General features: G+C 69.4%; 22 protein-coding genes. 18 read left to right on the top strand and 4 right to left on the bottom strand.

Features of this window, described 5'->3' with window-relative positions; genetic code table 11:
• The first annotated feature begins 81 nt into the window (after positions 1 to 81).
• The 3 genes from IPV08_RS06520 (at position 82) to IPV08_RS06510 (ending at position 2,097) form a co-directional block, all read left to right on the top strand.
• Positions 82 to 1,056, top strand: coding sequence for a quinone oxidoreductase (locus IPV08_RS06520; RefSeq protein WP_207411236.1), 975 nt, complete (start codon positions 82 to 84; stop codon positions 1,054 to 1,056).
• A gap of 128 nt (positions 1,057 to 1,184) precedes the next feature.
• Positions 1,185 to 1,817: a bifunctional nicotinamidase/pyrazinamidase gene (gene pncA, locus IPV08_RS06515; RefSeq protein ID WP_207411235.1), complete on the top strand. Its 633-nt coding sequence runs from the start codon at positions 1,185 to 1,187 to the stop codon at positions 1,815 to 1,817.
• A gap of 73 nt (positions 1,818 to 1,890) precedes the next feature.
• The gene (locus IPV08_RS06510) at positions 1,891 to 2,097 is read left to right on the top strand and encodes a hypothetical protein (RefSeq protein WP_056425741.1); all 207 of its coding nucleotides are present in this window, start codon (positions 1,891 to 1,893) and stop codon (positions 2,095 to 2,097) included.
• 90 nt (positions 2,098 to 2,187) lie between these two features.
• Here the strand turns inward: IPV08_RS06510 and rimO are convergent, their stop codons facing one another.
• Positions 2,188 to 3,531 carry a 30S ribosomal protein S12 methylthiotransferase RimO gene (gene rimO / locus IPV08_RS06505; RefSeq protein ID WP_207411234.1) on the bottom strand — a complete coding sequence of 448 codons (1,344 nt, stop codon included), beginning with the start codon at positions 3,529 to 3,531 and terminating at the stop codon, positions 2,188 to 2,190.
• A gap of 271 nt (positions 3,532 to 3,802) precedes the next feature.
• Between rimO and pabB the strand changes: the two genes are divergently transcribed.
• The 4 genes from pabB to IPV08_RS06485 are packed head-to-tail and all read left to right on the top strand — an operon-like array spanning position 3,803 to position 7,053.
• The gene (gene pabB, locus IPV08_RS06500; RefSeq protein WP_207411233.1) at positions 3,803 to 5,200 is read left to right on the top strand and encodes an aminodeoxychorismate synthase component I; all 1,398 of its coding nucleotides are present in this window, start codon (positions 3,803 to 3,805) and stop codon (positions 5,198 to 5,200) included.
• Entirely contained in the window at positions 5,197 to 5,799 is a 603-nt protein-coding gene (locus IPV08_RS06495) for an aminodeoxychorismate/anthranilate synthase component II (RefSeq protein WP_056425731.1), read from the top strand. The genes pabB and IPV08_RS06495 overlap by 4 nt, the downstream gene beginning before the upstream one ends.
• Positions 5,786 to 6,631 (top strand): aminodeoxychorismate lyase, encoded by an 846-nt coding sequence (locus IPV08_RS06490; protein ID WP_207411232.1) that lies wholly within the window; start codon positions 5,786 to 5,788, stop codon positions 6,629 to 6,631. The genes IPV08_RS06495 and IPV08_RS06490 overlap by 14 nt, the downstream gene beginning before the upstream one ends.
• Positions 6,604 to 7,053: a DoxX family protein gene (locus IPV08_RS06485; protein WP_246747830.1), complete on the top strand. Its 450-nt coding sequence runs from the start codon at positions 6,604 to 6,606 to the stop codon at positions 7,051 to 7,053. The genes IPV08_RS06490 and IPV08_RS06485 overlap by 28 nt, the downstream gene beginning before the upstream one ends.
• A 37-nt stretch (positions 7,054 to 7,090) precedes the next feature.
• Here IPV08_RS06485 and mazG read toward each other — a convergent pair whose 3' ends face one another.
• The gene (mazG, locus tag IPV08_RS06480; RefSeq protein WP_207411231.1) at positions 7,091 to 7,921 is read right to left on the bottom strand and encodes a nucleoside triphosphate pyrophosphohydrolase; all 831 of its coding nucleotides are present in this window, start codon (positions 7,919 to 7,921) and stop codon (positions 7,091 to 7,093) included.
• A 739-nt stretch (positions 7,922 to 8,660) separates the two neighbouring features.
• Here mazG and IPV08_RS06475 point away from each other — a divergent pair.
• Together IPV08_RS06475 and IPV08_RS06470 are read left to right on the top strand one after the other, a co-directional pair.
• Positions 8,661 to 9,779 (top strand): replication protein RepA, encoded by a 1,119-nt coding sequence (locus tag IPV08_RS06475; RefSeq protein ID WP_056425726.1) that lies wholly within the window; start codon positions 8,661 to 8,663, stop codon positions 9,777 to 9,779.
• An 89-nt stretch (positions 9,780 to 9,868) separates the two neighbouring features.
• Positions 9,869 to 10,339, top strand: a complete 471-nt coding sequence (locus tag IPV08_RS06470) for a winged helix-turn-helix domain-containing protein (RefSeq protein WP_207411230.1) — start codon at positions 9,869 to 9,871, stop codon at positions 10,337 to 10,339.
• A 3-nt stretch (positions 10,340 to 10,342) separates the two neighbouring features.
• Here the strand turns inward: IPV08_RS06470 and IPV08_RS06465 are convergent, their stop codons facing one another.
• Positions 10,343 to 11,041, bottom strand: a complete 699-nt coding sequence (locus tag IPV08_RS06465) for a DJ-1/PfpI family protein (protein ID WP_207411229.1) — start codon at positions 11,039 to 11,041, stop codon at positions 10,343 to 10,345.
• Between the two features lie 83 nt (positions 11,042 to 11,124).
• Between IPV08_RS06465 and IPV08_RS06460 the strand changes: the two genes are divergently transcribed.
• The 5 genes from IPV08_RS06460 to IPV08_RS06440 all read left to right on the top strand — a co-directional run bounded on the left by IPV08_RS06460 (position 11,125) and on the right by IPV08_RS06440 (position 15,827).
• Positions 11,125 to 12,153 (top strand): GlxA family transcriptional regulator, encoded by a 1,029-nt coding sequence (locus tag IPV08_RS06460; RefSeq protein ID WP_207411228.1) that lies wholly within the window; start codon positions 11,125 to 11,127, stop codon positions 12,151 to 12,153.
• Positions 12,154 to 12,298: 145 nt separating this feature from the next.
• Positions 12,299 to 14,038: a glycosyltransferase family 39 protein gene (locus tag IPV08_RS06455; RefSeq protein WP_207411227.1), complete on the top strand. Its 1,740-nt coding sequence runs from the start codon at positions 12,299 to 12,301 to the stop codon at positions 14,036 to 14,038.
• Positions 14,035 to 14,778 carry a glycosyltransferase family 2 protein gene (locus IPV08_RS06450; protein WP_056425714.1) on the top strand — a complete coding sequence of 248 codons (744 nt, stop codon included), beginning with the start codon at positions 14,035 to 14,037 and terminating at the stop codon, positions 14,776 to 14,778. The genes IPV08_RS06455 and IPV08_RS06450 overlap by 4 nt, the downstream gene beginning before the upstream one ends.
• Before the next feature lie 88 nt (positions 14,779 to 14,866).
• Positions 14,867 to 15,208, top strand: coding sequence for a lipid-A-disaccharide synthase N-terminal domain-containing protein (locus IPV08_RS06445; protein WP_056425711.1), 342 nt, complete (start codon positions 14,867 to 14,869; stop codon positions 15,206 to 15,208).
• 10 nt (positions 15,209 to 15,218) lie between these two features.
• Positions 15,219 to 15,827: a pyridoxamine 5'-phosphate oxidase family protein gene (locus IPV08_RS06440; protein ID WP_207411226.1), complete on the top strand. Its 609-nt coding sequence runs from the start codon at positions 15,219 to 15,221 to the stop codon at positions 15,825 to 15,827.
• Positions 15,828 to 16,014: 187 nt separating this feature from the next.
• Here the strand turns inward: IPV08_RS06440 and metC are convergent, their stop codons facing one another.
• Complete coding sequence (metC, locus tag IPV08_RS06435) at positions 16,015 to 17,202, bottom strand: cystathionine beta-lyase (protein WP_207411225.1); 1,188 nt, start codon at positions 17,200 to 17,202, stop codon at positions 16,015 to 16,017.
• 288 nt (positions 17,203 to 17,490) lie between these two features.
• Here metC and IPV08_RS06430 point away from each other — a divergent pair, with 288 nt between their 5' ends.
• The 4 genes from IPV08_RS06430 to IPV08_RS06415 all read left to right on the top strand — a co-directional run bounded on the left by IPV08_RS06430 (position 17,491) and on the right by IPV08_RS06415 (position 21,718).
• Complete coding sequence (locus IPV08_RS06430) at positions 17,491 to 18,486, top strand: amino acid ABC transporter substrate-binding protein (RefSeq protein WP_207411340.1); 996 nt, start codon at positions 17,491 to 17,493, stop codon at positions 18,484 to 18,486.
• 177 nt (positions 18,487 to 18,663) lie between these two features.
• On the top strand, positions 18,664 to 19,824 hold the full coding sequence (locus IPV08_RS06425) for an ABC transporter permease subunit (protein ID WP_207411224.1): 1,161 nt from the start codon (positions 18,664 to 18,666) through the stop codon (positions 19,822 to 19,824).
• Positions 19,825 to 19,826: 2 nt separating this feature from the next.
• Positions 19,827 to 20,960: an amino acid ABC transporter permease gene (locus tag IPV08_RS06420; RefSeq protein ID WP_207411223.1), complete on the top strand. Its 1,134-nt coding sequence runs from the start codon at positions 19,827 to 19,829 to the stop codon at positions 20,958 to 20,960.
• On the top strand, positions 20,957 to 21,718 hold the full coding sequence (locus tag IPV08_RS06415; protein WP_207411222.1) for an amino acid ABC transporter ATP-binding protein: 762 nt from the start codon (positions 20,957 to 20,959) through the stop codon (positions 21,716 to 21,718). Before IPV08_RS06420 ends, IPV08_RS06415 begins: the two co-directional genes overlap by 4 nt.
• The last annotated feature ends 52 nt before the right edge of the window (positions 21,719 to 21,770 follow it).

Genomic DNA, 21,770 nt, shown 5'->3' with positions numbered 1-21,770 from the left:
ACCTCAATCGGCAGCGCCGGACTTGCCCCTTAATACCGGCAGCTTATGTCGCGTCCATCGAACAGACGAGGAGTGACGACAATGCCCAAGGCGATCCGGGTCTACGAATACGGCGAGCCCGAGGTGATGCGCTACGAGGAGGTGACCGTCGGCGAACCCGGCCCCGGCCAGATCCGCGTCCGCCAGACGGCCATCGGCGTCAACTTCATCGACATCTACTTCCGCTCGGGCGCCTACAAGGCAGCTCAGCTCCCCTTCACCCCCGGCAAGGAGGGCGCGGGCGTCGTCACCGCCATCGGCGAGGGTGTCACCGGGTTCCGGGTGGGTGAGCGCGTGGCCTACGGTTCGGCCGAGGGCACCTATGCGGAGGAGGTGGTGATCAATGCCAGCGCCGCCGTGCATCTCGCCGACGGGGTCGACGACGACACCGCCGCGGCCATGATGCTGAAGGGCCTCACCGCCGAGTATCTCCTGCACCGCACCTGCCCGGTGAAGCCCGGCGACACGATCCTGTTCCACGCCGCCGCCGGCGGCGTCGGCCTCATCGCCTGCCAATGGGCCAAGCATATCGGCGCCACCGTCATCGGCACGGTGGGCTCGGCCGAGAAGGCGGAACTGGCGCGGGCCAATGGCTGCGATCACGTCATCCTCTACCGCGACGAGGATTTCGCCGCGCGGGTCAGGGAGATCACCGACGGCAAGGGCGTTCGCGTCGTCTATGACGGCGTCGGCAAGGACACGTTCCCGGCCTCCCTCGACTGCATCGCCCCGCTGGGGATGTTCGTGAGCTTCGGCTCCGCCTCGGGCCCGGTGGAGAACTTCAACCTGGCGGTGCTGGGCCAGAAGGGCTCGCTCTTCGCGACGCGTCCCTCCCTGTTCGCCCATGCGGGGACGCGGTCCACCCTCGATTCCATGGCCGAGAACCTGTTCGGCGTGGTGGCGAGCGGCGCGGTGAAGATCCCCGTCCATGCGCGAGCGAAACTCGCCGAGGCGGTGCAGGTGCACAAGGATCTGGCCGGACGCCAGACCACGGGCGCCACGATCATGACCCCGTGATCCAAAAAAAACCGGATCCAAGAAACTCCGGATCCAAGCATCCCCTGATTCAGGCGTCTCGTGATCCGAGTATCCCGTGATTCAAGGATACCGCGATCCCGGGATCACCCGACGACAGGACGAAGCGAATGATGACCCCAGGTGAGCGCGACCTTCTCCTGGTGGTCGACGTCCAGAACGACTTTCTGCCCGGCGGAGCCCTCGCGGTGCCGGACGGCCATGCGGTGATCGCGCCGATCAACCGCCTCGCCGCCCTGTTCCCGCATGTGGTCCTGACTCAGGACTGGCATCCGGCCGGGCATGTCTCCTTCGCGTCCAGCCATGCCGGGCGACGCCCGTTCGAGACCATGGATCTGCCCTACGGCCCACAGATCCTGTGGCCGGACCATTGCATCCAGGGCTCGCCCGGCGCGCGGCTCTCCGACGAGCTGCATGCCGACCAGGCCGAGCTGGTGATCCGCAAGGGCTACCATGCGCATACGGACAGCTACTCGGCCTTCCTCGAAGCCGATGGCGTCACGCCCACGGGGCTCACGGGATACCTGCGCGAACGCGGCGTCACCCGCCTGTTCCTCTGTGGCCTCGCCACGGATTTCTGCGTCGCCTGGAGCGCCCTCCACGGACGGCGCGCGGGGTTCGACATCGTCGTGGTGGAGGACGCCGTGAGGGCGATCGACCAGAGCGGCTCGCTCGCCCGCGCCTGGGACGAGATGGACCGCGCCGGGATCACCCGGATCGACAGCGCGTCCATCGATTCCTGATGCGGCACGATACCCGGTAACTTGGCCGGTGGGTGCCGCGTTGACGGGTCATCGCAGCTGTGATGGAGCGCTCATGTCCAACAAGCACATGAAGACCGACGTCCCGACCGATGCGGACCTCAAGGGCAATCCCGGAATCGGCACCTCGAAGGGGATGACGATGTCGGGGGGCGACCCCCGTGATCTCGAAGGCGAGTCGACCTTCGAAGGCGACGTCGACAACGAGACGACGCCGGAAGGCGGCATCGATCCGAACCACCGCCCGCGCAAGAATTCCTGACGAGCAAGAACTCCTGACGGGTCAGGTACACCCCGGCTAACGAGGAAGGCCCCGCCGGTCGCGGCCGGTGGGGCTCCTTGGTGGGCGGTGTCAGACCGCGCTGCCGTAGAGGTCGTAGGCGTCGGCCCGCTCGATCTTCACGGTGACGATGTCGCCGACCCGCAGCGGCCGGCGCGAGGTGACATGGACGTTGCCGTCGATCTCGGGCGCGTCGTATTTCGAGCGGCCCTTGGCGATACCGCCCTCGACGGCATCGATGATGACCGGCAGGCGCTTACCCACGCGCCCCTTCTGCAGGCGGGCCGAGACGCCCTGCTGCGCCTCCATGAAGCGGCGCTTGCGCTCGGCCTTGAGTTCCGGCGGGACGAGATCGCCGAGCCCGTTGGCCACCGCGCCGCCCACGGGCTCGTATTCGAAACAGCCGACGCGCTCGAGCTTGGCTTCCCGGATCCAGGTCAGCAATTCCTCGAACTCGGCCTCGGTCTCGCCGGGGAAGCCGACGATGAAGGTCGAGCGGATGGAGAGGTCCGGGCAGATCTCGCGCCAGCGCCGGATGCGCTCGAGCTGTTTCTCCTGGTTGCCCGGCCGGCGCATGCGCTTGAGCACGGACGGGCTGGCGTGCTGGAGCGGCATGTCGAGATAGGGCAGGATCTTGCCCTCGGCCATCAGCGGGATGACGTCGTCCACGTGCGGGTAGGGATAGACGTAGTGCATCCGCACCCAGGCACCGAGCTCCCCGAGTTCGGCGGAGAGGTCGTAGAACTTCGCCCGCACCTCGCGGTCGCGCCAGGGGCTCGTGGCGTAGCGGATATCGACGCCGTAGGCGCTAGTGTCCTGCGAGACCACCAGCAATTCCTTGACGCCGGCCTTCACCAGCTTCTCGGCCTCGCGCAGCACGTCGCCGGCCGGCCGGCTGACGAGGTCGCCGCGCAAGGACGGGATAATGCAGAAGGTGCAGCGGTTGTTGCAGCCCTCGGAGATCTTCAGATAGGCGTAATGACGCGGGGTGAGCTTCACCCCCTGCGGCGGCACCAGATCGAGGAACGGGTCATGGGCCGGGGGCACCGCCTCGTGCACGGCGGCGACCACCGATTCGTAGGCCTGGGGCCCGGTCACCGCGAGGAGGTTCGGATATTTCTCGCGAATTTCCTCGGGCTGCGCGCCCATGCAACCGGTGACGATGACGCGGCCGTTCTCGGCCATGGCCTCGCCGATGGCCGAAAGCGATTCGGCCTTGGCCGAATCGAGGAAGCCGCAGGTGTTGACGATGACGACGTCAGCCCCGTCATGCCGGCGTGCGAGCTCATAGCCTTCCGCCCGCAGATGCGTGAGGATGCGCTCGGAATCCACCAGCGCCTTGGGGCAGCCGAGGGAGACGAAGGAGATCTTGGGCGCGGCTTTCGCCGGGGTCGGAACGGTGACGGATACGGTCATGGTCGCTCGTCGGTCGCGGCCGAGGAAAACTCGACCGGCCGTGATTCTCGGGGCGGAGGGTGCCGGGTTGCGGTCTCCCTATACGCCGATCCTCGCGCGGTTGCGAGGGCGGCGGTTCCGGGCACCATGCCGCCAATCTCCACGGCCCATGCAGCCCGCGCGGCTTCCGTCGGACCGCGACCCGTGTCACCTGTGGCGCGTCATCAGGAAACCATGCCGCAGGAGGGCCCCGTGTCCCAGCCCGCGCGAAGCTCTTAAGTCCGACAGCATCATGTGGACCCGCGAGATCCCCTTCATCGATCCCGTCGCGGCGGCCGAGGCGTTCTCGTCCCTGCCGGGACTGGCCTTCCTCGACAGCGCCATGCGCCACGAGACCCTGGGGCGCGTCTCGATCGTGGCCGCCGATCCGTTCGGGCGGTTCCGCTACGCGAACGGCCGCGCGTCGCTCGACGGACGCCCGCTCGAGGGGTCCGGGTTGGAGGCCCTGCGCGCCTGCCTCGCGCCCTACCGGTTGGCGAGCGACGAAGCGATCGGCTTTCCCGGCGGGGCCATCGGCTATTTCGCCTACGATCTGGGCGCCTGCCTGGAGCGGGTGACGCCGCCGGCCCGCCGCGCCGGCCTCACCGACGACATCGCCTTCAATCTCTACGACACGATCCTGTCCATCGACCATGACAGCCGCACCTGCCGGCTCATTGCCACCGGCTTTCCGGAACGGACGGATTCCGCCCGCGCCGACCGGGCACGGGCGCGGCTCGACCGTTTCGCGGAGTTGCTCGCGGGCGGCGGCGGCGCCCGGACGAGAGCAGAGGCCGCGCCCCTCGCCTGGCGCTCCAACTTCACCAGGGCTTCCTACGAGGCGGCGGTGGAGACGGTCCGCGACTACATCCGGGCCGGGGACATCTACCAGGCCAACATCGCCCAGCGCTTCGAGGCGGCGCTGCCGGCGGGATACGATCCCTTCGCGCTCTATCACCGCCTGCGTGAGACCAACCCGGCGACCTTCGGCGCTTATCTGTCCTTCGACGCTCTCACCATCGCGTCGAGCAGTCCCGAGCGCTTCATGAAGCTGCAGGGCAGGGCGGTGGAGACCCGGCCGATCAAGGGCACCGTGCGCCGGGTGGAGGATCCGGCCGAGGACCGGGCTCTGGGCGAGGCGCTCCAGGCCAACGTCAAGGAGCGGGCCGAGAACATCATGATCGTCGATCTCCTGCGCAACGACCTTTCGCGCATCTGCGAGCCGCACAGCGTGAAGGTGCCGGTCCTGTGCGGCCTCGAATCCTACGCCTCGGTCCACCACCTCGTCTCGGTGGTGACCGGGACCCTGCGCCAGGGGCTCGACGCCATCGACCTGATCGCCGCCACCTTCCCCGGCGGCTCGATCACCGGGGCCCCGAAACTGCGCGCCATGGACATCATCACCGAGATCGAAGGGGATGCGCGCGAGCTCTATTGCGGGGCCATCGGTGCACTCGGGTTCGACGGGTCGCTCGACACCTCCATCGCCATCCGCACCGTGTTCATGGACGAGGCCCGCGCCGTGCTCCAGGCCGGGGGAGGGGTGACGCTCCTCTCCGACCCGGCCGCGGAGTACGAGGAGACCCTGACCAAGGCGGCGCGGGTCTTCGCCGCCTTCGAGCCGGATCGCAACCGGGGCGAGGCGTCATGATCCTCGTCGTCGACAATTACGATTCCTTCGTCTTCAACGTGGTGCGCTACGTGGAGGAGCTCGGCCAGGAGGTGAAGGTGCTGCGCAACGACGCCGTCGACGTCGCCGGCATCCGCGCGCTCGCCCCCGAGGCGTTGATCCTCTCCCCAGGCCCCTGCACCCCCAACGAGGCCGGCGTGACCCTGCCCGCCATCGAGGCCCTGTCCGGCGAGATCCCGATCCTCGGCGTCTGCCTCGGCCACCAGGCCATCGGCGCGGCCTTCGGCGGAAGGGTCGAGCGGGCGGCGCGGCCGCTCCACGGCCAGGCGACGGCGATCCGGCATGACGGGTCCGGCCTGTTCGCGGGCCTGCCCGACCCGATGCAGGTGGGCCGCTACCATTCCCTCATCGTCACGCCCCAGCCGGGCATGGACGAATCCCTCGTCGTCGACGCCGTGTCGGGGGAGGGCGAGGTGATGGCCCTGTCGCACCGGCGCCACCCGACGATGGGCGTGCAGTTCCACCCGGAATCGGTGCTGACCGAGAACGGCCACGCGGTGTTCGGCAACTTCCTCGATCTGGCGCGCCGGTGGCGGGAGAGCCGCGATGCTGTGGTTTGACGGCGCCCTCCACGAGGGCAGCCGCCACGGTTTCGACCTCGCCGACCGGGGCCTGACCCTCGGAGACGGCCTCTTCGACACGGCCCTCTGCCTCGGCGGCCGCCTCGCCTTCCATGAGTCGCATCTCGCCCGGCTCGCCGCCTCGGCCGACGATCTGGGCTTTTCCATCGACCGGGAGGCAGTGGGGGAGGCGATGCGCCGCGTCGCCGCCGCCATCGGCGACGGCGCGCTCCGCACCACGATCACCCGCGGCTCCGGCCCGCGCGGTCTCGCCCCGCCGGAGCCGGCCCGGCCGGTCTGGTGGATCGCCGCCACGCCGCGCCGGGCGGGGTCGGGTTTCACGCCGGTCTCGCTGCATCCGAGCACGATCCGCCGCAACGAGACCTCGCCGACCGCGAGGATCAAGACGCTGGGCTATCTCGACGCCATCCTCGCCGCCCGGGAGGCGAGGGCGCGGGGATTCGACGAGGCCCTCTTCCTCAACACCAAAGGCCACCTCGCCTGCGCCGGGACCGGCAACCTGTTCGCGATCCTGGACGGGCGCCTCGTCACCCCGCCCCTGTCGGACGGCGTGCTGCCCGGCATCGTCCGGGCGCAGGTTCTCGGCTTGGCGCGCTCCCTCGGCATCGGGACCACGGAACGCTCCCTCGCCCTCGAGGAGGTCCTGGCCGCCGAGGCGGTGGTCATGACGAATTCCCTGCGCGGCCTCTCCCCCGTCACGGCGATCGGGACGACGGCGTTCCCCGGCGGGCACGAGACCGTCGCCGCGTTGAGCCACGCGCTCCGCCGTCTCATCGCCGAGGAATGCGGCGTCGCGCCGGCAGTGGCGTGAGGCCGGAGACCATCACGACGGAGGCCCCAACGCACAGCCGCCTGCTCTCGCGGCTCGGCCTCGCCGCGCTCTATGGCGGCATCGGCCTCCTCCACCTCGCGGCCGCCGACAGGTTCCTGCCGATCATGCCCGATTGGGTGCCCTGGCCGAGGCAGGTCGTCATCCTGACGGGTCTCTACGAACTCGCCTGCGTGGCCGGCCTGTTTGTCGCGCGCACCCGCCGCGCTGCCGGCTACGGCTTGGCCGCCTACGCGATCTGCGTGGTTCCGGCCAATATCAAGCACGCGGTCGAGGGGATCTCCGTTCCCGGCCTGCCCGATAGCTGGTGGTATCACGGGCCCCGCCTCGCCCTGCAGCCGGTTCTGGTCTGGTGGGCGCTCCACGCCACGCGGATCGTCGATTGGCCGTTCGGGCGGCGGTAGAGCGCGGGCGGGCGAACGGACCGAAGCCAGCCGGCGATCAGGCTTCCGAATGCTTCACCCGCTGCCAGGCCGCCTCCATGGCGGGAAGATCGGCCTCGTCCAGGCTTGCCCCATCCTCCGCGATCAAAGCCGCCATGGCGTGGAAGCGCCGCTCGAACTTGATATTCCCTATTTTCAAGGAATATTCCGGATCTATTCCGGAATGCCGGGCGAGATTCACCACCGCGAAGAGCAGGTCGCCGATCTCCTCGGCGAGGTGATCCGGGTCGTTCCGCCCGAGCGCGTCGGCGACCTCGTCCACCTCCTCGCGGATCTTGGCGACGACCGAGGCCGCGTCCGGCCAGTCGAATCCGTGCCGCGCCGCGTTGCGGCTGATCTTCTCGGCCCGGGTGAGGGCGGGCAGGGCCTTGGCGACGGAGCCGAGGAGGTCGCCCCCGGCGTGTTCGGACCGCCCCGTCTTCTCCGACCGTTCCGCCGCTTTCGCCGCATTCCAGTTGGCGTCGAGCTGCGCCTGGTTCAGGCGCTCGGGACCATCCGCCAGCAGCGACCCATCCGCCTCGAACACATGCGGATGCCGCCGGATCAGCTTGGCGCAGATCGTCCGGACCACATCGTCGAAGGCGAAGCTCCCGGCCTCCTCGGCGACCCGCGCCTGGAACACGACCTGAAGCAGGAGGTCGCCGAGTTCCCCCTGGAGATCGGCGAGATCGCCACGTTCGATGGCGTCCACCACCTCGTAGGCCTCCTCCAGCGTGTAGGGGGCGAGGCTGTCGAGGGTCTGGACCTGGTCCCAGGCGCAGCCCCGTTCGGGATCGCGCAGGGCCGCCATCAATCGCAGCAGGGTCTCGATCGGGGCTTCGGATGTCACGGGCTCACCATGCTGGAGAAAGTCAGGAAGGGGGAAGGGCGCAGGTCCGGGCTCGGCCACGGTTAGGCCAACCGGTGGCGTCCCCTCAAGCCGGTGTCGCAGGGGGGCACGATCCATCCTCGTCTGTGCCGAACCTGTGGACCGGGAGAGGAGGAATTCTGGAAATTCCAAGATATTGATCAAAAAACCGTGCCGTCCGGTAAAGCGAACGACCCACCGACCCCTTAGGAAAGATATCAGTAACCTCTTTTTAGAGAGTCAGTTCAGCAAGTTATATGGGACGGCGAATTCGCGTGGTCTCCCCGTAGGTTGAGACCCTTTCGCGTATCGAACTCTGCGCGGGTACGTATCGAACTCTGCGTGGCCCCGTATCGGATTCTGCGCTGTCGCGGCCCCGATCCGTATGCGATTCTGCGCCGATCCGTATGGAATTCTGCGGGGAGAACGAGGTTTGCCGGTGAAGTATGGGGATAGAACGGAATTCCGGCCCGTATCGAACTCTGCGTAGACCTCGGAAGGGCTGAGGGGCGGTCTCTTCCGGCGGCGGGATCGCCGCACGGGTGCGGCCCATCCCCCGGCTGCGGGGTTCCGTGGCCGAGCCCTTGGCCGAGCCCTTCGCCGAGCCCTTGGGCCGACTCCGTGGATTGTCGGGATAAGATCCGGCCCCGGCGACTCCTGGCCTCGGAATCGTGCGATGGCGGGAGTTCAGTGACCAGAGCCGCCGGTATCGATGACAGCCATGGGGATCGAGGAGAAGCTCGCCCAGATCCGTGATCCCGACCTCCTGGAGGAGGTCGAGGCCGGCCGCGGCAGCTTCCTGTTCGGAAGCATCGTCGAGCATATCCTCCACCGGCAGCGTGCCCGCGACGCCGAGGCGGCGAGCCTGCGCGAGGCCGCCGACATGCGCGGCGCCATGCCCCGCGACCGGCGCCGGCGCGACATGGTGCGCGAGGTCATCGAGAACGAACCGACCCTGCCGGAGAACCTGCAGCACATCCACAGCGTGCTGGCCTTGTGCGGCCTGCCCTATCGCGATCCGGGCGATGCCCGCGAGTTCTTCCGGGAATACGGCCGCAACTCCCTCAGCCTGCTGGCCGGCCGCCTCAAGAACCCGGTCAATGGCGAGATGGAGTTCCAGGGCCTGCCCTACGGCCCCAAGGCCCGCCTCGTCCTGCTGCATCTCTGCACCGAGGCGGTGCGCCAGCGCAGCCCCACCATCACGGTGGCGGACAGCCTGTCTGGCTTCATGAAGGAGATGGGATTTTCCGTCACCGGCGGCGAGCGCGGCACGATCCGGCAGTTCAAGGAACAGCTCAACCGGCTCGCCGCCTGTACCCTGCAGATCGGCCTCTGGGACGGCAGCGACAAGGCCAGCACCCTCAACGTGCCGCCCTTCCGCCAGCTCGACCTCTGGCTCTCGCACGGATCGGGGGAGGGGCAGGTCTGGTCGAAGACCGTCCAGTTCCACCAGGATTTCTACGACAACCTGATCCAGCACGCCCTGCCGGTGGATATCCGCGCGGCCCGCGCCTTCGCCGGCTCGGCCCGCAAGCTCGATCTCCTATTCTGGCTCGGCTACCGCCTGCGCGTCCTGCAGCGCCCGCTGCGGCTGACCTGGGCCAACCTGCACAGCCAGTTCGGTGCCGACAATGCCAGCATCCGCAGCTTCCGGCAGGCCTTCAAGGCCGATCTCGCCCATATGCAGGAGGTTTTCCCGAAACTGCCCGTCTCCCTCGACGAGGCCGGCATGATGCTCCAGCCCGCCCATCCGAGCGCCCTGCTGGTGCCGCCCAGGCTCGGCGGGGCGAAGGCGGGCGCATCCAAGGCCGGTGCGGCACGGCGCGCCCTCGCGGGCTGAGACATCTTCCGAATATCCGAGAGGAATATTCCATACCGGCACGCCTTCTGCTAGATATTCCGTAATTGGAATATTCCAGAGGTGCTACCATGTTCCTGACGGAAGCCGAGGCCGAGACGCGCCTCTCCGACCTCTATCGTGAGCGGGCCCGGATCGAGCGGGCCATCGCCGACCTCACGCTATTCCTCGATATCGGCCGCCGGATATCCGAGCCTAGCGGAGGGGCGGGGGACGGGCGGCGCGATCCGGCCCCGGTCGCCCCGCCGCAGGATTCGGCAAGCGAGGAGCCTGTGGGCGAATCCGGCGGCGACCGGTCGCAGGCCCGGCGCGAGGGTCGTCTCCTCATGGAGGCGGCCTCCGAGATCCTCGAGGAGGCAGGCCGGCCTCTCCACGCCGCCGAGATCCTGGAGGGCCTGACCCTGCGCGGCCTGTCGGTCCCCGGCATCGACCCGGTGGCGGCCCTCAACACCCGGCTGTGGAAGCGCTCGGGGCCCGACGGTCCGTTCCAGCGCCTCGGCGACGCGGTCTATGCCCTCGCCGCCGGGCCCGATGACGCATGAGGCTCAGAACCCCCCGTTCCCGGTGATCCCCGCGATGATCGTTTCGCGGGCGGCGCGCGAGGCGGCGAATCGTGCGCGGGCAGCCGCGACCACCTCAGGCGAGGCCGTGCCGGGATGGCCCGCCGAGAAGGGCGGGGCCGGCGCGTATTCGAGGGCCAGCTGGATCGTCTCGGCTTCCGTCCGGCCCGCGAGCTCGGCCACCGCCGCGAGGGCGAAATCGAGGCCGGCGGTGACGCCGCCCCCGGTGATGATCCGTCCGTCGCGCACGGTCCGCTCGTCGACCGGGATCGCCCCGAAGGCCGCCAAGAGGTCGAGGGCGCCCCAATGGGTGGTCGCGCGCTTCCCCCGCAGCAGGCCCGCTGCCCCGAGGATGAGGGCGCCGGTGCAGACCGAGGTGACCAGGATCGGCCGCTCGGCTTGGGCGCGCACGAAATCGAGCACCGGCGCGTGCGTCATCAGGGCGTTCACGCCGATCCCGCCCGGAATGCAGAGGAGGTCGAGGGGCGGGCAGGCGGTAAGATCCGTCGTGGGCGTCAGCGGCAACCCGGTGGCGCTGACGATGGTGGCGCGGTCGAGGCCGACGAGATGGACGCGCGCGCCGGGCAGCGAGGCGAAGACCTCGTAGGGCGCGGTGAGGTCGAGCTGCTGCACGCCCTCGAAGGTCAGGAGGCCGATCTCGAAGCGGATCTCGGTCTGGGGCATGGCAAGGGTCTCCGGGAGGGGGCGGCAACGGAAAGGCCGCGGCTGGACAGATCCGACGGTACCGGCGCAGGCTGCCGGCCGACATGACCAAAAACCCTCGTATCCTGCCAAACCACCCGCTTCTGGAGCCGCCCCTCGCCGGGGCGATCATCACCGTGGCGATCCTGGCCTATCCGGGGGTGCAGCTCCTCGATGTAGCCGGTCCGCTCCAGGTCTTTGCCACCGCCAACGACCTTTTCGTCGACGCCGGACGGCCATCCCCTTATCGCGTCAGCGTCGTCGCCGAGCGTGCCGGCTCCGTCGTCACCTCCTCGGGTCTCGCACTGACCGCCGAGGGTCTGGTTCCGGATTCCGGCTCCATCGACACGCTGATCGTCGCCGGCGGGCGAGGGGTTCATGCCCATCTCGACAATCCCGGCCTGGTCTCCTGGCTGTCCGGCCGGGCCGCCCTGTCGCGTCGCGTCGCCTCGGTCTGCACCGGGGCCTTCCTCCTCGGTGCGGCGGGCCTCCTCGACGGCCGCCGCGTGGTCACCCACTGGACCCGCTGCGATGCCCTGCGGGCCCTCTATCCGGCGGCGAGGGTCGAGGCCGACCCGATCTTCATCCGCGACGGCGCGCTCTGGACCTCGGCCGGGGTCACCGCGGGCATCGATCTCGCGCTGGCCCTGGTGGAGGCCGATCTCGGGCGGGAGATGTCCCTGGCCGTGGCGCGTCACCTCGTCGTGTTCCTCAAGCGGCCCGGCGGGCAGGCCCAGTTCAGCGCGGCCCTGTCGCTCCAGGGCGGCGACGACCGGTTCGGTCGCCTCCATGCCTGGATCGGCGAGAACCTCGCCGCCGATCTGACGATCCCCGCTTTGGCCGACCGGGCCGGGATGAGCCCGCGCAGTTTCGCCCGGCATTACCGCGCCGCGACGGGCCGCAGCCCGGCCGAGGCGATCGAGGGCATCCGTTTCGAGGCCGCCCGCCGGCTGCTGGAGGAGACCGACCTGCCGCTGAAGCGCATCGCCGAACGCTGTGGCCTTCGTGCCGAGGAAACCCTGCGCCGGGTCTTCCTGCGCCGGATCGCGACGACGCCCGGTGATTACCGCCGTCGTTTCGCTGCTTTTGCGTGATCCTGGCAGCGCTCCTCCGATGCGGGCGAATTTGACTTTCCCGGCCGCATCATCGACACCGCCGCCCGTCGCGGCATCGACCGATCGTCAAGGGCTGCCCGTCGGCCCGGAGCCGCCCCATGTCCGCCCCACTGCGTCCCGTCTCATGAGAACCGCCGATGCCGGACATGCCGTCCCGCCCGGCGATGGAGCGGGCTTCCTCGACAGGCTGATCGAGGCGGCCTCGGCGAGCCATGCCCGCGCCTGCGCCCTGCTCCTGGCTCTCTGCCTCGTCTGTTTCCTGCCGGGCTTCGTCTCGCTCCAGCCGATGGACCGCGACGAGCCGCGCTTCGCCCAGGCCTCGAAGCAGATGATCGAGACCGGCGACATCGTCGACATCCGCTTCCAGGGCGAGGCGCGCCACAAGAAGCCGGTGGGGATCTACTGGGTGCAGGCCACGGTGGTGAAGGGGGCCGAGGCCCTGGGGGTCGACCGGGCCCGCACCACCATCGCGCTCTACCGCGTGCCCTCGCTGATCGGCGCGCTGTTGGCGAGCCTGGTCACCTATTGGGCGGCCCTCGCCTTCCTGCCGCGCCGGGGCGCGCTCGTCGCCGCCGCCCTGTTCTCGGCCTGCATCATGATCTCGGCGGAGGCGCGCCTCGCCAAGACGGACGCCCTCCTCACCGCCTGCTCGGTCGCCGCGATGGGCGCGCTGGCGCGGGTCTGGCTCGGCCGGATCACGCCCGGACGGACGCGGGGCCGGCCCGATCTCACGACCGTGCTGGTGTTCTGGCTGGCCATGGCGATCGGCATCCTGATCAAGGGGCCTATGGTGCCGCTCTTCGTCGGGCTCGCCGCGTTCGCGCTGTCGCTGAAGGAGCGGTCCGGCCGTTGGCTCATGGACCTGCGTCCCGGCCTCGGCCTCGGGCTGACCCTGGCCATCGTCGCCCCCTGGTTCGTCGCCATCGCGTGGAAGAGCGGCGGCGCGTTCTTCGGCGAGGCGGTGGGTCGCGACATGCTCGGCAAGGTGGGGGGAGCCGCCGAGAAGCACGGCGCGCCGCCCGGCACCTATCTGGCGGTGTTCTTCGCCACCTTCTGGCCGGGAGCCGCCTTCGCGGCGCTGAGCGCGCCCTTCGCCTTCGCCAATCGGCGCAACGATGCGATCGCGTTCCTCCTCGCCTGGATCGTGCCTGCCTGGATCCTGTTCGAGGCCGTGCCGACCAAGCTGCCGCATTACGTCCTGCCGCTGATGCCGGCCGTGGCGATCCTCACCCTCCTGGCCGTGGGGCGCGGCGCCCTCGATCCGGGCCGGCGGGGAGCCAGGGCCGTGGCCGCCCTGGTGGTGCTGATCCCGGTCGGCCTGACCCTCGGCCTCGTCGGCGTGGCCTGGACCTTCGACCACGTGATCCCCGTCGCCGGGCTGCCGCTGCTGCTGGCCTCCTGCGCCGCCGCGATCCTCGCTGTCGTGCTGTTCGCCCGCCGCCTGCCCGAACGGGCGCTGGCCTGCGCCATCCTGGCCTCGGCCCTGCTCTCGCCGGCGGTGTTCGGCCTGACCCAGCCGGTGCTCGCGGCGCTGAAGGTCTCGCCGCGCCTCGCCGCCCTCCGCGACGGGCTGCCCTGCGCCGCCCCGAAGGTCGCCAGCCTCGGCTACCGCGAGCCGAGCCTCGTCTTCCTCATCGGGACGGACCTCGCCATGCTGAATACCGGGGCCGAGGCGGCGGAGTTCCTGGCAGGGGGCGGCTGCCGCCTCGTCTTCGTCACCGAGCCGTTCCTGGACGAGTTCCGGCGGGCGGAGACACGCGCTAAGGATACCCCCGTCAAGGCTGCCCCGGTCGGCCGGGTCTCCGGCTTCAACATCAACAGCGGCCGGCGGATCGACCTCTCGGCCTATGCGGTGACCCCGTGACCCAAACCGACACAGCCCCCTCTACCCGCCTGTCCATCGTCGTCCCGGTGAAGAACGAGGCCGGCAATGTCGAGAGCCTCGTCACCGAGATCGAGCGCGCCTGCTCGGCCCTCGCCCCGTTCGAGGTGATCTATGTCGATGACGGCTCCACCGACTCCACCGGGGCGGTCCTTGGCGATCTGCGCCGTACCCGGCCCTGGCTGCGCGTGGTCCGCCATGCCCGCAGCGGCGGGCAATCGGCCGCGATCCGCAGCGGCGTCGCCGTGGCGCGCGGCGCCCTCATCGCCACCCTCGACGGCGACGGCCAGAACGATCCGGCCTTCATCCCCGCCCTGGTGGCAGCGTTGGAGGAGGGCGGCCGGAGCACGGGCCTGGCCCAGGGCCAGCGCGTCGGCCGCAAGGACGGGCGCCTGAAGACCCTGCAATCGCGCATCGCCAACGGCGTGCGCGGCCGCATCCTCAAGGACGACACCCGCGATACCGGCTGCGGCATGAAGGTGTTCCGGCGCGAGGTCTACCGGGCGCTGCCCTATTTCGATGCGCTGCACCGCTTCATGCCGGCCCTCGTCGCCCGCGAGGGCTACCGCGTGGTCCATGCCGACGTGGTCGACCGGCCGCGCTTCACCGGGCGTTCCAATTACGGCCTGTTCGACCGGCTCTGGGTGGGCCTCCTCGATCTCGCGGGGGTGTGGTGGCTGATCCGCCGCAAGCGGCCCTCGCCCGAGGCGGTGGAGATCTAGACCTTTGTCGTGCCACGCTCTTTTTTCGCCGAACCGGCATCCACTTCGGCGCAGAGCGCTCTCGTGACCGGTGGGGAGGCCTGAACCCATGCTGATGCAGCTTTCGGAAGACCTGAGCGGCTACGCCTACGACATCTTCGTCACCAAGTTCGACGGCTGGCTCGTCTTCGGCATCCTGGCCCAGGTCGTGTTCGGTGCCCGCTTCATCCTGCAATGGCTGGCGAGCGAGAAGGCCGGCCGCAGCGTCATGCCGCTCTCGTTCTGGTTCCTCTCCATCGCGGGCGGGCTGATGACCCTGGTCTACGGGCTGGTGCGGCGCGAGCCGGTCATCATCTTCGGGCAGGCCCTCTCGACCGGCATCTATCTCCGCAACGTCGCGCTGATCCTGAAGGAAAAGCGCCGGAAGTCCGGGGCGGATCCCGTTCCGTGACGTCCTCGGCATGACTCCCCCGACGATTCCGCTGCCGGATTTCTTCGACGATCTCGACGCCAGCCTGGCCCATCTCTGGCAGCTTCTGGAGGACGGGCCGAGGCTGCGCCGCAACGCCTTCCACATGCCGGCCCTCGCCACGGTGGATTCCGACGGCTGCCCGCAGGTCCGCACCATCGTCCTGCGCGAGGCCGAGCGCAGGACCGGGATCCTGCGCTTCCATTGCGACCGCCGGTCCCGCAAGGCCGCCGAGATCGCCGCCTCCGGCCGGGCCGCGCTGCACGGCTACGATTCGGCGAGCAAGGTCCAGATCCGGGTCTCGGGCCCGGCCACGCTCCATACCGACGATGCCCTGGCGGATGCCGCCTGGGACGGATCGATGGCGATGAGCCGGGTCTGCTACGGCGTGGCGCCGGGGCCCGGCACCGAACTCGCCTCGGGCGAGGGCTATTCCCTACCGGAGACCGACGCGGCCATCGCCGCCGGCCGGCCAAATTTCTGCGCGGTTCAGGTGAGTGCCACCCGGCTCGAATTCCTATTCCTCGACCGGCGGGGACACCGGCGCGCCGCCTGGAAGCGGGACGGCGACGGCTGGGCGGGGACCTGGCTGGCGCCGTGAAAGACCCTTTTTCTGTTTTGGAAAACCCCCTCACGATCGTCATCCGCCGTCATTCCGGGGCCGCGTAGCGGAGCCCGGAATCCAGAAGCGACGACAGCGCAAGGCGATGCACCGGCAGCGGCTCTGGATCCCGGGCTCGCCTTTGGCGACCCGGGATGACGGTGCGCCGTGTCTTACGAAGAGCGCCTCACATCGCGGCGCGTAACCGCGAAAACCCGGCATCGAGATCGGCCTGCAAATCCGAAATCTCCTCGAGGCCGATATGGAAGCGCAAGCCCGGTCCGCCCGGCTCCCAGCGCGTGGCGGTGCGGTAGGTCCGGCAATCGAACGGGATGACGAGGCTCTCGAAGCCGCCCCAGGAAAAGCCCATCCCGAACAGTTCGAGCCCGTCGAGCATCGCCGCCACGGCGTTCGCCGGAGCCGGTTTGAGGACCACTCCGAACAGGCCGGACGACCCGGAGAAGTCCCGCTTCCAGATGGCGTGGCCGGGATCCTCCGGCAGGGCCGGGTGGAGCACCCGCAGCACTTCCGGCCGCGCCTGCAGCCAGCGCGCCATGGCGAGGCCCTGGCGCTCGTGCTCGCGCAGGCGCAGGTTCATGGTGCGCAGGCCGCGCAGCGCCAGGAACGCATCCTCCGGCCCGGCGCACATGGCGAAATGCTCGAAGGTGCGGTGGAGCGCCGGCCAGTATCGCTCGTTGGCCGAGGTGAGGCCGAGGAGCAGGTCCGAGCCGCCGCTGAGATATTTGGTCCCCGCCTCCACGGCGATGTCGACGCCCCGCTCATGCGGTGGGAAGAACAGCGGCGTCGCCCAGGTATTGTCCATGATGACGGCGGCGCCATGCGCATGGGCGACCTCCGCGATGGCCGGCACGTCCTGCATCTCGAAGCTCTGCGAGCCCGGCGCCTCCACCAGAACCGCCTTGGTGTTCGTTTGCATCAGAGCGCCGATGCCGGCGCCGACGAGGGGATCGTAATAGGTCACCTCCACGCCGAAGCGCTTCAGCACCCCGTCGCAGAAGATGCGGGTGGGGCGGTAGGCACTGTCGGTGACGAGGAGATGGTCGCCCGCGCTCACCACGCTCATGAGGGCGACCGTGAGGGCGGCGAGGCCGGAGGGTGTCAGCACCGTACCCGCCGCCCCGGCGAGCTCGCTCCAGGCCTGGGTGAGCGAATCCATCGTCGGCGAGCCGCTGGTGCCGTAATCGTAGCGCCCGCGCCGGTGCTGCAGGTCGTCATAGGTCGGGAACAGCACCGTCGAGCCGCGATAGATCGGCGTGTTGACGAAGCCATGCTGCGCGGACGGATCGCGCCCCGCATGGACGAGGCGTGTGGCCGGGCCGAAGCGGGCGGGATCGCGGGGAGGGGTGTTCGACATGGAAACCCGTATGCGGGGAGGGCGGTTGCGCCGCAACCTGAGCCTCGCCTGTGCAATGGCGTCAAGCGGAAGCCCTTGACCGGGCCTGCCGATCCTTTGCAATGCGCGGGTATGATCAACGGTCTCCCGGCATCGTCGACGCCTCATCCGACCCGTTCACCTCATCCTGAGGTGACGCCGCGCAGCGGCGGCCTCGAAGGAGGCCTCCAGATCGCGCGATGCTGGCTGGAGGCCTCCTTCGAGGCCGCTTCGCAGCACCTCAGGATGAGGTTCTGGGTCGGGGGGATCATGCTGTTCTGCCTCACTCCCGCCCTCGCCCAGAACGGTTCCGCCCAAGGCACCCTCGCTCAGGTCAAGGCGCGGGGGCATCTCGTCTGCGGCGTCAGCGGCGGGGTCGCGGGGTTCAGCATTCCGGACAGCCAGGGCCAGTGGCGCGGGCTCGACGTGGATTTCTGCCGGGCGCTGGCGGCGGCGATCTTCGACGATCCGGCCAAGGTGCGGTTCATCCCGCAATCCTCGGCCGCGCGCTTCACCGCCCTGCAATCGGGCGAGATCGACGTCCTGTCGCGCAACACCACCTGGACCCTGTCCCGCGACACCGCCGCCATGAACTTTCCGGTCATCACCTTCTATGACGGGCAGGGGTTCCTGGTGCGAAAGTCCCTCGCCATCACGTCGGTGAAACAGCTCGACCGGGCGACGATCTGCCTGCAGCAGGGCACCACCACCGAGCTCAACCTCGCCGATTGGTTCCGCACGCGGGGGCTGACCTACAAGGTCGTCACCTTCGCCAATAGCGAGCAGACGCTGGGCGCCTACGAATCCGGCCGCTGCGACGCCTATTCCACCGACAAATCCTCCCTCTACGGCGAGCGCCTGAAGACGGCGCATCCGGACGAGCACGTCATCCTCGACGAGGCGATCTCGAAGGAGCCGTTCGCCCCCGGCGTGCGTCAGGGCGACGATCAGTGGCGCGATCTCGTCGCCTGGACCCATTACGCCATGATCGACGCCGAGGAGGCGGGGATCGGTCAGGCCAATGTCGAGGAGATGCGCCGATCGGCGCTCAGCCCCGACGCGAAGCGCATCCTCGGCCTCGAGGGCAAATACGGCGAGGGCCTCGGTCTCACCACCGATTGGGCCTACCGGATCGTCCGCCATGTGGGCAATTATGGTGATTCCTTCGAGCGCAATGTCGGCGCGCAGACACCGCTGAAGATCCCGCGCGGTCTGAATGGCCTCTGGAACCAGGGCGGCCTGCAATACGGGCCTCCGATCCGGTGAGGGGCGTGTGGGAGCAAGACCCTCCCCCCTTCGCGGGGGAGGGTGCCCGCGGAGCGGGCGGGAGAGGGGCCGGCACAGGTCTTTCCGGAGAGGGCGCTCCCCTCACCCGACCTTCGCTGACGCGAAGGCCACCCTCTCCCGCAGGGGGGAGAGGGGTTGCGCGTGGAGGATGCCGTCATGGCTGAATCCCGAAAGACCTCCCTGCGTGCCCTCGCGCTCCAGATCCTCCTGGCGCTCGCCGTCGCCGGCCTCGTCTATCTCGCTGCCGGCAATGCCGCGCAGAAGCTCGCGAAACAGGGCATCGTCGCCGGGTTCGGCTTCCTGTCGCGCAATGCCGGGTTCGACATCAGCCAGCGGCTGATCCCCTACGCGGCGGCGACCTCGACCTATCTCGATGCGTTCTTCGTCGGGCTCTGCAACACACTGCTCGCCGCGGCGCTGGGCATCGTCCTCGCCACGCTGATCGGCTTCGTGGTGGGCATCGCCCGGCTGTCGCCGAACCTCCTCGCGCGCGGGCTGGCCTCCGCCTATGTCGAGGCAATCCGCAACGTGCCGCTGCTGCTGCAACTCCTCGTCTGGTACGTGGCCGTGCGGGTGGCCCTGCCCTCGGCCGAGGCTCCTGCGAGCCTGGGAGGCGCCTTCGTCTCGCAGCGTGGTCTCGTTCTGCCGAGCCCCGAATTCTCAGGCGCCGCCTGGCTGGTGCCGATCGCTTTCCTCGCCGGCATTGCCGCCCTGTCGCTCCTGCGACGGCGGGCGCGCCGCGCAGCCGAGACCGGCCTGCCTCCGGTCCGGGCCTGGCTGCCGGGGCTCGCCCTCACGATCCTCCTGCCGGGCCTCGCCTGGATCGGGCTGGCGCTGGCCGGCCATCCGGTCGCGGTCGATTGGCCGGCGCGCGGCCCCTACGATGTCGAGGGCGGGTTGCCGATCCTGCCGGAATTCGCCGCCCTGGTGCTCGGGCTCTCCACCTACACCGCCGCCTTCATCGCCGAGATCGTGCGGGCCGGCCTCTCCAGCGTGGCGCGGGGGCAGGGGGAGGCGGCCTCCGCCCTGGGGCTGAGCCGGGGCCAGAGCTTGCGCCTCGTGGTGGTCCCGCAGGCGATGCGGGCGATCGTGCCGCCGCTCACCAGCCAGTATCTCAACGTCACCAAGAACTCGTCGCTGGCCGTGCTGATCGGCTATCCCGACCTCGTCCACGTCTTCATGGGCACCGTGCTCAACCAGACCAACCAGGCGGTGGAGGTGGTGGCGATCACCATGGCCGTCTACCTCACGCTCAGCCTCGCCACGGCCTTCCTGATGAACCTCTACAATCGCCGCGTGACCATGGTGGAGCGCTGAGGATGGAGGGATTCGTCCGCGCCGATCTCGACGCCTCGCGCCCGCCGCCCGCCACCGTCGGCGGACCGCTGGGCTGGCTGCGCCGGAACCTGTTCTCGAGCTTCGCCAACGGGCTCACCACCCTACTGATCCTGGGATTGCTCGCCTGGCTGCTGCCCATCGCGATCCGCTTCCTCGTCATCGATGCGGTCTGGACCGGCGCATCGGGCGATGCCTGCCGGCCGGAAGTGGCGGGGCGGCCAGTCGGGGCCTGCTGGGCCTTCATCGCCGACAAGATCAACTACCTCGCCTATGGCTCCTACCCCGCCGCCGAGCGCTGGCGCCCGAACTTCGCCGTCGCGCTGCTCGCTCTCGCCGCTGGATGGATGCTCTGGCTCGGGGCGCCCCGGCGCGATCTCGGCGCGCTCTTCGCCTTCCTGGTCTTCCCGGTCCTGGCCTACCTGCTCCTCTCCGGTGCGCCCTCCCTCGGGCTGAAGACCGTCGCGACGGGCCTGTGGGGCGGCTTCCTCGTCACCGTGGTGGTGGCCACGGTGGGAATCGTCGTCTCCCTGCCGCTCGGCATCCTGCTGGCGCTGGGGCGGCGCTCGACCATGCCGGTGGTGCGCGTGCTCTCCACCGCCTTCATCGAGTTCTGGCGTGGCGTGCCGCTGATCACGGTGCTGTTCATGGCCAACGTGATGCTGCCGCTGTTCTTGCCCGGCGACATCACCGTGGACCGCCTGCTGCGGCCCCTCGTCGGCATCGCGCTCTTCGCCTCCGCCTACATGGCCGAGGTGGTGCGCGGCGGGCTGCAGACCGTGCCGAAGGGGCAGGCCGAAGCGGCGGCGGCACTCGGCCTCGGCCGGGGCCAGGCGCTGCGCCTCGTCATCCTGCCCCAGGCGCTGAAGGTGGCGCTGCCCGGCATCGTCAACACGATGATCGGCCTGTTCAAGGACACCACCCTGGTCTCCATCGTCGGCATCAGCGATTTCATCCGCGTGCTGGAAGCCTCGCGCGCCGATCCGCGCTGGTCGGCTGCCACCATCCCGGCCACCGCCTACATCTTCGCCGCCCTCGTCTATTTCGCCGTCTGCTTCGGCATGGCGCGCTATGCCGGGTTCATCGAACGCCGCCTCGCGGCGGGAGAGAGACGATGACGAGTGAATCCTTGAAGGCACCGCAGACCTCCCCCGCCGTCGCGCTCTCCGGCGTCAACAAGTGGTTCGGCGCCCACCACGTCCTGCGTGACGTCGACCTCACGGTGGCGAAGGCCGAGAAGATCGTGATCTGCGGCCCCTCGGGCTCTGGCAAATCGACCCTGATCCGCTGCGTCAACGGGCTCGAGGCGCATCAGCAGGGCACGATCCGGGTGGATGGGACCGAACTCACCAGCGCGCAGGCGAGCGTGGACGCCGTGCGCCGCGAGGTCGGCATGGTGTTCCAGCACTTCAACCTGTTCGCCCATCTCACCGTGCTGGAGAACTGCACCTTGGGCCCCATCCACGTGAAGCGGATGGGCCGGGCGGCGGCCGAGGCGCTGGCGATGGAGTATCTTGAGCGCGTCCGCATCCCGCAGCTGGCGGGGAAGTTTCCCGGCCAGCTCTCGGGCGGGCAGCAGCAGCGGGTGGCGATCGCCCGCGCCTTGTGCATGAGCCCGAAGGTGATGCTGTTCGACGAGCCGACCTCGGCCCTCGACCCGGAAATGGTGAAGGAGGTCCTCGACACCATGGCCGAGCTGGCGCGCGGCGGCATGACCATGCTCTGCGTCACCCACGAGATGGGCTTCGCCCGCGAGATCGCCGACCGCGTGGTGTTCATGGACGAGGGCCAGATCATCGAGACCGCTCCGCCGGCCGATTTCTTCGACAGGCCCCGGCATTCCCGGACACAAGCCTTCCTCAGCCAGATCCTGTGACCGTCTCCTGCCAGCGACATGAGAAAGGGTCAGAAAATGGCACGGTCCGGCC

It is taken from the genome of Methylobacterium sp. SD274 (genome assembly GCF_017355285.1).
In the GTDB taxonomy this organism is placed as follows: domain Bacteria; phylum Pseudomonadota; class Alphaproteobacteria; order Rhizobiales; family Beijerinckiaceae; genus Methylobacterium.
The sequence above is the reverse complement of the archived record's forward strand: the minus strand, read 5'-3'. Positions and strand labels throughout refer to the sequence as shown.